The sequence below is a fragment of the Paenibacillus sp. SEL1 genome (assembly GCF_054602535.1).
Map to the genome: position 1 here is coordinate 4,799,227 of NZ_CM137723.1, position 14,219 is coordinate 4,813,445.

At 46.5% G+C, this 14,219-nt stretch carries 8 protein-coding genes and 2 rRNA genes; 8 read left to right on the forward strand and 2 right to left on the reverse strand.

Annotated features, from left to right (window positions below):
• Positions 1 to 248: 248 nt before the first annotated feature.
• The 5 genes from ACYCSE_RS22080 to ACYCSE_RS22100 all read left to right on the forward strand — a co-directional run bounded on the left by ACYCSE_RS22080 (position 249) and on the right by ACYCSE_RS22100 (position 6,106).
• Positions 249 to 3,176 (forward strand): 23S ribosomal RNA (locus tag ACYCSE_RS22080).
• 144 nt (positions 3,177 to 3,320) lie between these two features.
• Positions 3,321 to 3,437, forward strand: a 5S ribosomal RNA gene (gene rrf, locus ACYCSE_RS22085).
• Positions 3,438 to 3,714: 277 nt separating this feature from the next.
• Positions 3,715 to 4,566, forward strand: a complete 852-nt coding sequence (locus ACYCSE_RS22090; RefSeq protein ID WP_061830992.1) for an alpha/beta fold hydrolase — start codon at positions 3,715 to 3,717, stop codon at positions 4,564 to 4,566.
• A gap of 272 nt (positions 4,567 to 4,838) precedes the next feature.
• Positions 4,839 to 5,564 carry a YjjG family noncanonical pyrimidine nucleotidase gene (locus ACYCSE_RS22095; protein ID WP_250261384.1) on the forward strand — a complete coding sequence of 242 codons (726 nt, stop codon included), beginning with the start codon at positions 4,839 to 4,841 and terminating at the stop codon, positions 5,562 to 5,564.
• Positions 5,561 to 6,106, forward strand: coding sequence for a GNAT family N-acetyltransferase (locus ACYCSE_RS22100; protein WP_459699923.1), 546 nt, complete (start codon positions 5,561 to 5,563; stop codon positions 6,104 to 6,106). Before ACYCSE_RS22095 ends, ACYCSE_RS22100 begins: the two co-directional genes overlap by 4 nt.
• A 133-nt stretch (positions 6,107 to 6,239) precedes the next feature.
• On the opposite strand, the gene ACYCSE_RS22105 is transcribed toward ACYCSE_RS22100, so the two are convergent.
• A complete protein-coding gene (locus ACYCSE_RS22105; RefSeq protein WP_459699924.1) occupies positions 6,240 to 8,516 on the reverse strand; it encodes an alpha-galactosidase in 2,277 nt (758 codons plus the stop codon).
• 82 nt (positions 8,517 to 8,598) lie between these two features.
• Positions 8,599 to 9,585, reverse strand: a complete 987-nt coding sequence (locus ACYCSE_RS22110) for a LacI family DNA-binding transcriptional regulator (RefSeq protein ID WP_235306353.1) — start codon at positions 9,583 to 9,585, stop codon at positions 8,599 to 8,601.
• Positions 9,586 to 9,762: 177 nt separating this feature from the next.
• On the opposite strand from ACYCSE_RS22110, the gene ACYCSE_RS22115 reads away from it, so the two are divergent.
• From ACYCSE_RS22115 to ACYCSE_RS22125, 3 genes are all read left to right on the forward strand, one after another.
• Positions 9,763 to 11,571, forward strand: a complete 1,809-nt coding sequence (locus tag ACYCSE_RS22115; RefSeq protein ID WP_459699927.1) for a cache domain-containing sensor histidine kinase — start codon at positions 9,763 to 9,765, stop codon at positions 11,569 to 11,571.
• Entirely contained in the window at positions 11,564 to 12,670 is a 1,107-nt protein-coding gene (locus tag ACYCSE_RS22120; RefSeq protein ID WP_459699929.1) for a response regulator transcription factor, read from the forward strand. The genes ACYCSE_RS22115 and ACYCSE_RS22120 overlap by 8 nt, the downstream gene beginning before the upstream one ends.
• 199 nt (positions 12,671 to 12,869) lie before the next feature.
• On the forward strand, positions 12,870 to 14,171 hold the full coding sequence (locus ACYCSE_RS22125) for an ABC transporter substrate-binding protein (RefSeq protein WP_459699931.1): 1,302 nt from the start codon (positions 12,870 to 12,872) through the stop codon (positions 14,169 to 14,171).
• Positions 14,172 to 14,219 lie beyond the last annotated feature (48 nt).

Genomic DNA, 14,219 nt, shown 5'->3' on the forward strand with positions numbered 1-14,219 from the left:
ACATCGGATTTCCAAAATATGCTTGTATTCAAGTATTGAGGAATTTGATATGATGTTTTTCCGGGGTTAAAGCCGGAGAGAATATTGCACCTTGAAAACTGGATACCGAAACGAAATTGCGTTTTAGAATATTCCTTTAAGCTGATCTTGTGTAAACAAGTGAAATAAAGGTAGCTGCCTTGAATTTCATTCACACGTAAGTGTTGAACCGAAATTCAGAGCAAATCGTATTTACGATGTAAATACTAGGTTAAGCTACAAAGAGCACACGGAGGATGCCTAGGCGCCAGGAGCCGACGAAGGACGTGGCGAACAACGATAAAGCCTCGGGGAGCTGTAAGCAAGCTTTGATCCGGGGATGTCCGAATGGGGAAACCCGGCTGTCTTCATCGACAGTCACTTTCTGCTGAATACATAGGCAGAATAGAGGCAGACCAGGGGAACTGAAACATCTAAGTACCCTGAGGAAGAGAAAACAATAGTGATTCCGTCAGTAGCGGCGAGCGAACGCGGATTAGCCCAAACCAAGGAGCTTGCTCCTTGGGGTTGTGGGACGTCTCACATGGAGTTACAAAGGAACCGGTTAGATGAAGAGGTCTGGAAAGGCCCGCCAGAGAAGGTAAAAGCCCTGTAGTTCAAAACTTGTTCTCTCTGAGACGGATCCCGAGTAGTGCGGGGCACGTGAAACCCCGTATGAATCCGGCAGGACCATCTGCCAAGGCTAAATACTCCCTGGCGACCGATAGTGAAGCAGTACCGTGAGGGAAAGGTGAAAAGCACCCCGGAAGGGGAGTGAAATAGATCCTGAAACCGTGTGCTTACAAGAAGTCAGAGCCCTATTTAGGGGTGATGGCGTGCCTTTTGTAGAATGAACCGGCGAGTTACGTTCCCGTGCAAGGTTAAGGTGAAGAGCTGAAGCCGCAGCGAAAGCGAGTCTGAATAGGGCGACTTGAGTACGTGGACGTAGACCCGAAACCGGGTGATCTACCCCTGTCCAGGGTGAAGGTGCGGTAACACGCACTGGAGGCCCGAACCCACGCATGTTGAAAAATGCGGGGATGAGGTGGGGGTAGCGGAGAAATTCCAATCGAACCCGGAGATAGCTGGTTCTCCCCGAAATAGCTTTAGGGCTAGCCTCGGAAAGAAGAATCGTGGAGGTAGAGCACTGATTGGGTGCGGGGCCCGCAAGGGTTACCAAGCTCAGTCAAACTCCGAATGCCATCGATTTAGTTCCGGGAGTCAGACAGTGAGTGCTAAGATCCATTGTCGAAAGGGAAACAGCCCAGACCATCAGCTAAGGTCCCCAAGTGTGTGTTAAGTGGGAAAGGATGTGGAGTTGCACAGACAACCAGGATGTTGGCTTAGAAGCAGCCACCATTGAAAGAGTGCGTAATAGCTCACTGGTCGAGTGACTCTGCGCCGAAAATGTAACGGGGCTAAACACACCACCGAAGCTATGGCTTGATGCTTGCATCAGGGGTAGGGGAGCGTTGAATGCGGGTTGAAGGTGTACCGTAAGGAGCGCTGGACTGCATTCAAGTGAGAATGCCGGTATGAGTAACGAAAAGATCTGTGAGAATCAGATCCGCCGAAAGCCTAAGGGTTCCTGAGGAAGGTTCGTCCGCTCAGGGTAAGTCGGGACCTAAGGCGAGGCCGATAGGCGTAGTCGAAGGACAACAGGTCGAAATTCCTGTACCACCGTAATCCGTTATGAGCGATGGGGTGACGCAGTAGGGTAGTGACGCGGACTGATGGATGTCCGTCTAAGCAGTGAGGCTGATGTGTAGGCAAATCCGCACATCGTAAGGCTGGGCTGTGATGGGGAGCGAAAATTATAGTAGCGAAGGTCATGATCTCAGACTGCCAAGAAAAGCCTCTAGCCAGGAGAAGGTGCCCGTACCGCAAACCGACACAGGTAGGCGAGAAGAGAATTCTAAGGCGCGCGGAAGAACTCTCGTTAAGGAACTCGGCAAAATGACCCCGTAACTTCGGGAGAAGGGGTGCCTCGGTAGGGTGAATAGCCCGAGGGGGCCGCAGTGAAAAGGCCCAAGCGACTGTTTAGCAAAAACACAGGTCTGTGCGAAGCCGCAAGGCGAAGTATACGGGCTGACGCCTGCCCGGTGCTGGAAGGTTAAGGGGAGTGGTAAGCTCGCAAGAGCGAAGCTATGAACCGAAGCCCCAGTAAACGGCGGCCGTAACTATAACGGTCCTAAGGTAGCGAAATTCCTTGTCAGGTAAATTCTGACCCGCACGAATGGCGTAACGACTTGGGCGCTGTCTCAACGAGAGATCCGGTGAAATTTTAATACCTGTGAAGATGCAGGTTACCCGCGACAAGACGGAAAGACCCCATGGAGCTTTACTGCAGCTTGATATTGAATTTGGGTACGATCTGTACAGGATAGGTGGGAGCCGTAGAACTTTGAGCGCCAGCTTGAAGGGAGGCATCCTTGGGATACCACCCTGATCGTATCTAGGTTCTAACTTGGTACCGTAATCCGGTGCGAGGACAGTGTCAGGTGGGCAGTTTGACTGGGGCGGTCGCCTCCTAAAGAGTAACGGAGGCGCCCCAAGGTTCCCTCAGAATGGTTGGAAATCATTCGAAGAGTGCAAAGGCAGAAGGGAGCTTGACTGCGAGACCTACAAGTCGAGCAGGGACGAAAGTCGGGCTTAGTGATCCGGTGGTACCGCATGGAAGGGCCATCGCTCAACGGATAAAAGCTACCCTGGGGATAACAGGCTTATCTCCCCCAAGAGTCCACATCGACGGGGAGGTTTGGCACCTCGATGTCGGCTCATCGCATCCTGGGGCTGAAGTAGGTCCCAAGGGTTGGGCTGTTCGCCCATTAAAGCGGTACGCGAGCTGGGTTCAGAACGTCGTGAGACAGTTCGGTCCCTATCTGTCGTGGGCGTAGGAAATTTGAGAGGAGCTGTCCTTAGTACGAGAGGACCGGGATGGACGTACCGCTGGTGTACCAGTTGTTCCGCCAGGAGCACCGCTGGGTAGCTATGTACGGAAGGGATAAGCGCTGAAAGCATCTAAGCGTGAAGCCCCCCTCAAGATGAGATTTCCCAATTAGTAAGACCCCTTGAAGACGACGAGGTAGATAGGTTGGGGGTGGAAGTGCAGTAATGCATGGAGCTGACCAATACTAATCGGTCGAGGGCTTATCCTAAGATAAGACGCAATGAGTTTCGGATCCAGTTTTCAGGGTGTAAGTTTTGTATGGTATAAGCCCAAGTGGCTTATGTGAAACAAGCGAACACACAGCATTTGGCGATGCTGATTCCTGAAAAAGAATTTACGATGTAAATTCATGTTTGGTGGCGATAGCGGAGGGGTTCCACACGTACCCATCCCGAACACGACCGTTAAGCCCTCCAGCGCCGATGGTACTTGGACCGCAGGGTCCTGGGAGAGTAGGACGTCGCCAAGCAAATAAAAGTATGACCTCTACATAAAAAACCGCGATAATCGCGGTTTTTTTGTTTCCAAAAATATGTGCTTGTCAAAAATGAAGTATGAATCCCATAAGTCAAGACAAGTAAGACAAAAATAACACAGTTTTGTTTTTGAAAAAACCATGTTAAACTTTTCTCATAAAAATAAATGTACTTTCTGAGGTGAGTTGAAGTGTTGGAACGTTCTATGGAGAATACAAGGGAATTACACAAAGGAAAGGGAGTGATTTAAAAAAGAAAAGGAGATTATAAATGAGCACTTATCAAACAGTTGTTAGTGATGGATTTGAGCTGAAATATGCTATAAGAGGTAACGGAAGACCGATATTGGTGATCGGCAGTAGTGTATATTATCCTTGCTTATTTTCAGACCATTTATATAAAAAGTTTCAGTTTATTTTTCTGGATCATAGAGGGTTTGCAAAACCGACTCGAGCTTTAAAACCAGAAGACTATACTTTGGATAAAGTTATTAATGATATAGAAACAGCAAGACAATGCCTTCATCTAAATGAATTTATCATATTAGGGCATTCCGGGCATGCTTTTATGGCTTTAGAATATGCTAAACAATACCCGGACTATGTTCAAAAAGTGGTACTTTTAAATTCAGCACCTACAAACAGCCAAGAAAGACAACGGCAAAGCTTTTCTTTCTTTAATGAAACGGCCTGTTCAGAAAGAAAGGAACGTTTTGAAAAGGACATTGTTTTATTAGAGGAAGATATCAAAAGAGACCCTGATAGAAGATTTGTTCACATGTGTATACGTATGGGAGCTCAAAGCTTTTATGATTATGCCTATGATGCGGCTTACACGTGGAATGATGTATATACGAACATGCCTATCATTGATTATTTATGGGGAGAAGTATTCGGAAACATGAATTTGATACAATCCTTAGCGGATATCCATAAATCCGTATTTATTGGTTTGGGAAGGTATGATTATTTGGTTGCGCCAGTTTCTTTATGGGATAGGGTCGATGACACCTACGAGAACGTGAAAAAAGTGGTTTTTGAATATAGTGGGCATAACCCGATGTTTGAAGAACCTCATTGTTTTGATCAAACACTAGCTAAATGGATTAATGAAGATCACTAGGATTTTTGCTATATCATCTCTTAGATGCTCAGTGGCCCGTAAAATGAGATCACCTTCATTTTACGGGCATTCTTATTGAGCGTTATTTACCTTTTGCACCGATGACAAAATACTATGACTTTGTTATTAGTGACTTGACGGCTTAACTAGGTTCTGTATAATAACCGAAAGGTAATAATGTATTGTTAGTTTTTTGTTGTACTTCTATCTGGAACAGCTCAAAGGATCAAGCGGACTGAACAATTTAGTAAAGCAATGATATGGAGGTCGTTATGAAATACGAAATTATTTTGTTTGATGTTGATGACACGCTGTTTGATTTTAAAATGGCAGAGAGTCATGCGCTACATAATACGTTTGCCCAATTTGGATTGCCGCAAGGGGCCACGGAGTATAAATCCAGTTACGATGAAATCAACGGCGCGTTGTGGCGAGAGGCAGAGGAAGGACATATTACCTCGGCACAGCTACGGGTCGAGAGGTTTAAGCGATTATTTACTGTTCATGGTCTAGACTTCAATCCAGATGCCTTTAGTGCTGCTTATTTACGTTATTTGGGTGAAGGTGCTTTTTTGATGGACGGAGCGATTGAATTATGTAATGTACTATCCGACTGTCGTTTGGCGATCATTACGAATGGAATCAAAGAGGTGCAAACCTCCAGAATTCAGCTTTCGCCGCTGCGTGATGTGTTTGAGCAGGTAATTATTTCAGAGGAAGTGGGTTGCCAAAAGCCACAAGCTGGTATTTTCGATTACGCATTTACCAAGTTGGCCATCTCAAATAAAAGTAAGGTTCTCATGGTCGGCGATTCTTTAACCTCTGATATTCAAGGAGGGAACAAATACGGAATTGATACCTGTTGGTTCAACCCTTCCAGAAAAACAAATACGTCTGGGATTCAACCTACTTATGAAATAACAAGTTTGATGGAGCTGCCGAATAGTGTACTTTCAAAGTATCCCGTACTGAATCATACATCGGCTGAAATTAGATGAATAATGTCGAAATCAGAAGGCCGGAAATTAAGGACATGGAAAAGTTAAATGAATTGTTTAGAGTTGTGATTACAGACACGTTTGCTAAAGAAGGCATTGGTCATATGCTGGAAGACATAGAGGAGGAAATTAATACTAAGAGGTTATATTTGGAAAGTGACTTGGAGAGTCACGGTGAGCAGCGATATTTCTTAATCGCTGTAGATGGGAATCAAATAATGGGTTCTATTGAATATGGACCAGTAAGTCAACTAATAAGTAAATCTACCAGTGATACATTTAAAAAGTTATGCGAGGTAGGAACTGTATTTGTTCACCCTGACTACCAGAAGATTGGGGTAGGGAATTTATTGTTGAAATCAATGTATTTGGCGCTGAAGAATAGAGGAGTAGGAGAATTTTGTTTAGATAGTGGATATTGTATTGCGCAGAAAATATGGAAAAAGAAATTTGGAACTCCTGATTATTTATTAAAAGATTATTGGGGAGCAGGCTCTGATCATATGATATGGAGAATCAAAGTCAAGGATGCTATTAAATGATCAATTGCTTGGCAATCTCTTGTGTGTCTTTAATCTACAGGGACCAAAGTTATAAAACAAGGCAGGCCGGAAAATCGGACTGCCTTGTTTTAATTTTTTCATCGATATTCACCGTTGCTAACTGCATTTGTTATTAGTTAGAGATAGCTTTAAGGCGGAAGGTAGAGCTGGCGAAATCTCCAGAGAGATCCGAGACAACAAGCCCAATTTTCATTAGGCGGTCACCTCCAAAAATTTCGCCATCAAATGCTACGCAGAAGGGGGAATCGCCATCTTCTACTAAGGTATTACCCGCATGGACTGCTGTGTTGCCCGTCGCTCCGTGTTCGATTATATACTTTTTATCTGGGTCAAGTCCTTTTAGAGTTAGTCGCCGGATGGGCCCATTCGGTTCAGCTAGTACGCGGAAGTAAGCGACAAAAGCTTCGGACTGGTCCTCGCTAACGAACATCCAGGCCGTATCGCCTCGGCCTTCAAATGGACTAAGGAGTCGATACATATCTCCCTGCTGTACGAGGGAACGAATTTCCTTATACTGGGCAATTTGTTTGGCAGCGAGCTCCTTTTCTTCATTTGTAAAGGCAGTTAGATCAAGTTCGTAGCCAAAATTTCCGCTCATTGCCACGTCGCCGCGTATAGCGAGGGAGGTGATTCGCCCCACCTGGTGATTTGGTACGTTCGATACGTGTGCGCCCATGGTACTGGCTGGATACACGATGCTTGTGCCGTACTGGATAGCTAATCTTTCAATGGCATCGGTATCATCACTGGTCCATGTCTGCGGCATATAGTAGAGCATTCCGGGATCGAATCGTCCCCCGCCTCCGGAACAGCTTTCGAACAAGATGTCCGGGAACTGGGAGGTCAGACGTTCCATCAGATCGTAAAGTCCGAGCATATATCGGTGTGCAGTTTCCTTTTGACGTTCACTAGGAGTGGTAGCCGAAGCAATCTCTGTCATATTACGGTTCATGTCCCACTTGACATAAGTAATTGGAGCGATCGAGAATACGGAGCTAAGTGTCTCATACAAGTAGTCACATACTTCCTTGCGGGAGAGATCGAGCACCAGTTGGGATCGGCCTTCCGTCCGCCGCCGGCCTTCCGCATGCAGGCACCAGTCGGGATGGCTGCGGTACAGTTCACTATCCGGTGATACCATTTCCGGCTCAACCCACAAGCCAAACTGTAATCCTTGTTCATTAACCCGTTTTGCCAGGTCAGCAAGCCCGCCAGGCAGCTTGCGACGGTCTTCAAACCAGTCTCCAAGCGAACTGTCATCGTTGTCGCGCTTACCAAACCAACCGTCATCTAGAACAAAGAGCTCAATTCCAAGGGGTCCTGCTTCCTTGGCAATCGCTTCGATTTTGCCGGCGTCGAAGTCGAAATACGTGGCTTCCCAATTGTTCACGAGAATCGGACGTTCTTTGTCACGGTAAGCCCCTCGGCACAGACGTGTGCGATAGAGTCGGTGATAGGTGCGTGACATGCCTCCAAGACCTTCTTCGGAAAAGACCAATACGGCTTCAGGGGTCTGGAATGACTGACCCGGCTCAAGCCGCCAGGAGAAGTCAAAAGGATTGATTCCGATACTTACACGAGTCTGATTGAACTGCTCTACTTCTGCCTGTGCGACGAAGTTGCTGCTGTAGATTAGACTGAAACCGTAAACATCTCCACGATCTTCAGTCGCATCAGGACGAAGCAGTGCCAGAAAGGGGTTCATTTGGTGGCTGCTGGAACCCCGTCGGCTCTCGAGCCGAATGGAGCCGGGTCCGAGATCACGGCGTTGGATATGTCTTTCCCGAACCCAGGCTCCAGATAAGTAGAGAGCTTGGTAGTTGGAATCGGCGAAGTCGACAGAGGCACTCATGGCATGTTCAATATTTATGGTAGCGCTTCCCTTTTGTTCAAAAAGAGTAGATCTAGCAATGGCACTATGATTCGCAAATACAGTATAGAGCAATGTAGTCTTAAGCCCCGAGTATTGATCCTCAAGGATCAAAAAGAGGGTTGTGGCTTCATCATCCGATTCGGTATAGACGGAAGGAAGTCCCTCGAGTTTTGGTTTACCCGGTTCAATACGGTAACCACTATATTTCAGCTCCGTAGTCCGAGTTCCGTCCGCAAGTGCAACCTGGTAAGCAGGTTGACGAAAGTCGCTTGTTCCATACTGGGGGTATTCCTGAGGAAGCGTGTCCAAAGAAATTGTACGGCTGGAAGAAACGGGAGTGGGAGAGAAGGAGCAACGCTCCCTAAGCTCCAATATACTTGCGAGACTTTGGTCATGATGAAGTTGAGCTCCCCAATAGACATGTGCGGGATATCCTTCTACAAGCTGGATAATATAGCTGCAATCCTTGGACTGCAAATGAAACAAACCAAGCGCCTCGTTAACATGAATGTTCATGATATTCACTCCTTAGGGGGTTATCATTATTGTTTTACGTAAGGATACTGATCAATGACAACAAGACTCACAAGTACTGATGTTAGCCTTTTTTGCATGAGCTCTCCCGAATGACAAGCTTAGTCCCGATCACGCTGTACGCAGGTGGTTCACGTCCCTCAAACCGTTCAGAGAGCAGTTGCACGGCAGCCTTTCCCATCTGTTCAGGGTAGGCACGGACAGTGGTTAGCGGAGGCTGCACGAAGGCTGCCATCTCAATATCGTCGAAGCCGACAACAGCCATATCTTCGGGTACCTTGACTCCATGTCCATGAAGGGCGCGGAGGGCTCCAATAGCGAGCGGATCGCTTGCAGCGAAGCAGGCTGTCGGTCGTTCCTGTTGGGTTAGGAGTTCGTTCATCATGAGATAACCATCCGCGGTACTCCAGGTACCTATACGGACGAATTGAGGATTGTACAACCCCTGTTCCCGCATGAATCGTTCAAAATAATGCGCTCTTCGCTCACCGTCGCTCTTACCGCCGATAAATCCGATTTGTCGGTGGCCAAGCTCAAGTAGATGACCGAGTGCCTGATCAACAGCTTGCCGGAAATGAAGTCGTACAGAATCATACTCCAGCTGTTCATGGTACTGGTCGACAAGGACAATGGTGTTCTTGTCAGGATGAAGCTTGAATACCTCTTCAGGGTCAACGCCGCCCACAACAATCAGACCGTCCGCCTTCTGCAGGGTGCCGATGGATGAGCGGCCTCGCAAGGTCTGGCCCAACGTCAGGCCAAGCTCTTCACAGCGCAGTTCGATTCCACGGCGGATCGAAGCGTAATACGGATCGTCTCTTTCCTCCTCAATAGAACACCACAGCAGGAGGGAGACCGTTTTCCCGGCACGTTCCGTATTCTGCTTTAATTGCCTCAGCCGGGTAGGCTTATACCCGAGTTGCTCGGCAACCCCAAAAATTCTGTTTTTAGTGTCTGGGCTTACGGACAGTGACAGATCGTTATTTAAAACCCTTGAAACGGTTGCGGCAGACACACCCGCTTCGCGGGCAATGTCTTTAATGGTTGCCAAAAGAGCTCACACCTTTTTAGTTAATAATTTTACTAAAAATCGACTTTATCCTAACACATCTCTAAAGCACTTTCAAGAAGAACGGTTGAATTTTTTTAACTTTATTTTTGAACTACTACTGTAGAGATTGTTTGTGTTAACATGATGAATATTCTCTTGATGACGGAGGGGTCCTAGTTGAATATTTTGTCACTAGCTCGTAAGTGGTTCGGTCGACTTCGCTTTAAAAGCAAGGTTATAACGGTATTTCTTCCGCTAATTATTATTTCTCTGCTTATTCTTGGACTATTGTCCAACCAACTTTTCAGCCGTTCTTTGATAGATCGAACCACCAGCAATGTGGTCGATGAGTCTCAGCTCATCTTGTCTAGGACCGATTATATATTCAGGAGTGTGGAAACGGCGGCCAATATTATGGTCACGAATATTAACCGGATGTATGATTCATACGGTGCCAAACCTGATACTGCCATGGAGCCTATTCAGTTTGGAAACTTGATGCAGAGCCGCTTATCCATTGATTTGTCAATCTTTCGTGAGGTGGATGCCGCTGTATTCATTGATAACGAAGGGACGATTTTCGCCTCTTATACCGAAAACGGGGATGATCGCAAGATCTATAGCATGCTTAAGCAGGTAAGGGAATCTGAAAGTTATGGACAGGCCCTCTGGTTTGATATGGAGAAGAGGGATTTCCTAACACCAGATCCGAGCTCTCCCGTTTTGACGCTGGGGAAGATGGTCATTAATATAGACACCGGCGAACCCTATGGAACGCTTTTTCTGTTAGTGAAGGAAGAAGGTTTGTCCGATTACTTTCGTTCCAGCGATCCAGATGCACCCAAATCTTATTATTTTTTAGATAACGAAATGCGCGTGGCTGTGGCAGAAGACAATGAGATGCTGATGAATCCGGTGAATCCACAGCTGGGTGAGGCCATCCAACGTTGTGCACCTAATGCATCCCATGGAACGTGCTCATTCGAGTATGAGGGTAATCTGGTAACGGTCACTGATTACAACCGGATGGATTGGAAGTTGGTTAATATTGTTTCTCTTAGCCTGCTTACGGCTGATGTCCGGCAAAATGTTAGACTGTCGCTCTTAATCGGCGTGTTATGCCTTATTTTTTCCTGGCTGGGCGCTAGCTTTCTATCTAAAATGGTCGTTAGCCCTCTCGAACAACTAACTAGGGCCATGCGGACTGTTGTAACCGGTGACTTGCAATCGGTTACAACAGTCCGCACAGAGGATGAGATCGGTACCATTGCTGAAGCGTTTAATTTTATGATAAGACGAGTTCGGGAGCTGCTGGATGAGGTAAGGCAGGAACAGAACCGTAAGCGTGAATATGAACTTGCACTAATAAGTGCCCAAATTAAACCGCATTTTCTGTACAACACTTTGGATACCATTTATGCACTCAATGAGTTAGATCGTAATGAGGAGGCGAGAGATACTACAAAAGCGCTGGCAGATTTTTATCGAATGGTGCTGAACAAAGGACGGGAATTAATCACTTTAGAAAAGGAAGCTCAGATTACTGATGATTACCTGACGATTCTGCAAATCCGTTATCCCGATGTGTTTCGCTATGAAGTGGATATCCCTCCCGAGCTTGCAGGTACACCGATCCCGAAGCTCTCGCTTCAGCCGCTTGTCGAGAATTCGATTTATCATGGTCTTAAGAAGAAAGAAACAAAAGGTTTTATCCGTATTTTTGCCTTTAAACAGGGAGATAAGGTGGTCGTTCGAGTGCAGGACAACGGTGTGGGGATGGATGAATTCCAAGTTCAGACTATCATGTCCAGACATTTACCGAAAGAAGGAATACGATCAATCGGTACCTACAGTGTTCAGCAACGACTGAGCCTCTATTTTGGCGAAGAGTATGGGATATCCGTGCAAAGTGTGCTCACGGAGGGAACAACTGTTGACCTGTTGCTGCCGATGCTGCCAAAGGGGAGTGAACACCAAGATGTATAAAGTGATGATTGTCGATGATGAACCGCTGTTCCGAGACTTTCTGCGAATTAAGATAGATTGGGAAAGTCATGGCTTTCGGGTTTGCTGCGAAGCAAGGAACGGCCAGGAAGCACTTCAGGAAGCCGAGCGGTATCAGCCACATCTCGCCCTCGTAGATATCAATATGCCCTTTATTGACGGAATTGAATTAGCCGAGAGGTTAAAAGTCAAGTTCGAACGCATCGTTATTGTATTCATATCCGGACATAACGAATTTGAATACCTACAGAAGGCGGTTCGAACCGGAGTACAGGATTATTTGTTGAAGCCGTTCAATGCAGAAGAAATGCTCTCGATGTTGGAACGTATTAAGCCGAAACTACCGGTGTTTCCACAAGAGAGCGAAAGTACCGAGTGGGGTAAGCATGGTAGCGAATCGTTGCACGGCAGAGCAGGTATGCCTGATTTGGGCCATCTGCGTGATGCGGTCGTGCTAGACCTCCGAATGAAAGACAGTGAAACGTTAGAGGAGGTCCGTAAGGCAATCCGGCAGCTTAGTATATACAAGTGGGGGGATGAGTACGCAGATGCGATGCTTATGGGAATCGTATCTCTAGCACTTTCCTTTGCAAGTGAACGCGGTATTCCTTATGATCGGCTATGGGATGAAGGAGGGAACAAATCTCCTTACGACCGGCTGCGGGAGTTGGATTCCTGGGAGGCTGCTGAAGGTTGGATGCTCGCCCTATACCGTAAGCTGATCCAGCTGATGGAGAATATGCGTCCTACGAAGGCTTCCAATTTGTTTGCGGCGGCGATCAATTATATCGAGGAACATTATGCAGACACAGAGTTGTCTGCTGAGCAGGTTTCGTGCGGAGTTTTCGTCGATCCCAGCTATCTCCGGCGCGTTTTTCGCAAGGAGTCTGGCTTCTCCATAGTGGATCATATTACACACATCCGGATGAAAAAGGCCAAGGAGCTTTTGCTAAATGGAAATCGGAAGCTGTCAGAAATCGCTGAAAGTGTTGGATACAGTGACCCCAATTATTTCGGCAAATGTTTCAAGAAACGCTTTGGCATGACACCGACTGAATATGAGCAACTTAAAAAAAGGTAGCGCCTTTCCTACGAGGCAGGACAAATCGCTTTAAGCCTAGCGGTTTTCCTATATATGGAGAACCGCTGCTCTATTTGTCCCGTTTTTTACTGATTAAGCCCGTTTTATTCCTTAATCAAAAAAAGAAGCGGATGTATACTGTAGTCATGCAAATGAAAGCGTAATCATAAAAACATACTGCATGAGGGGGATTAAACACATGAAAAAAACTTACAGAAGTTGGAGTGCAGCTTTGCTAGTGCTCACCATGTCTATTGGATTGGTCGCTTGTGGCGAAGATAACTCGACCTCTTCCAAGAGCGAAGCAGGGGACGGTACGATCAAATTGAAGGTGTATGCGCAGCATTTTGATGACGATACCATAAAGCCGTTCGATTATGCAGTGGAAGAACTCAAAAAGAAGATGCCAAACGTAGAGATTGAACTGGATCCTGCCGTGCAGGATGGAGGCCAGAAGCTGAAAACCTATGCGGCAACGGGAAACATGCCGGACATCTATTTAGCGGATTGGTCTGTTCTGCAAACTTTCGCAAAATCGAAAAATGTTGAGGTGCTGGACAACTATGACACAACGGCCGAATTCAAGAAGAATCTTAACCCTGGTGTTGAATCGCGTTTGGTAGCTCCAGACAATCATGTATATGCTTATCCCGAAACCGGTATAGAATTCCAAATGATCTATTATAACAAGTCAATTTTTGAGAAGGTCGGAATCAAAACACCGCTTAAGACGATTGACCAGATGGCCGATGCAGGGAAAAAGTTGAAAGCTGCAGGTTATGTACCTATGTCAATCTTCGCCAAGGAAAAATGGATAACGACCGCTTTTTATAATGGACTGGTTACAAGGGAGCAGCCGCATGGATTCGGAGCACTTGATCAGAAAGGTGTAAAAGCATTGCCGAAGGCATTCGTAACAGCAGCTCAGCAGATGAAGCAATTGCAGAGAGCCGGATTGTTCGACGCCAACGCCACGAACACCAATTATGATCAGGCATCGTCCTTATTTTATCAGGGGAAGGCTGCTATGTTCGTGAACGGACAATGGGAAATTTACAGTTCACAAGAAAAGCTGGGCGACCAGGTTGACTGGATGTACTGGCCTGCAAAGGATGAAGCAACCTACGAGAATTCCAAATATTTCATAGACGGCTCGGGTTCACCACAAGGTTACGCAGTATCACCGAGTAGCAAGAACAAGGAAACAGCTGTAAAGGTAGCGGCCTTCCTTGCCACCAAGTCAGCCGAGTACAGATACACCCAACTTGGAAGTCCAATTGTTTCGCAGAAAGTGGATAAGCCAATGGCCTCTAATGTCCCAGCAATGATGCAGCGAGTCGTCAAAGAGTTGCTGCCAAACGCGCAGGAATATGCTCAACTTCTGAGCAATACAAAAATTCAGAACACCATTAATGACAATACTCAAAATTTAATGGTAGACAATTTCTCTGAACAGGATTTTGTGAACAATCTGAATAGCACATTGGAAAAAGAAAACTGAGAATTCAGGGATTTGGCAACCCTTGGCGGCATAAGCCGCTGGGGGATG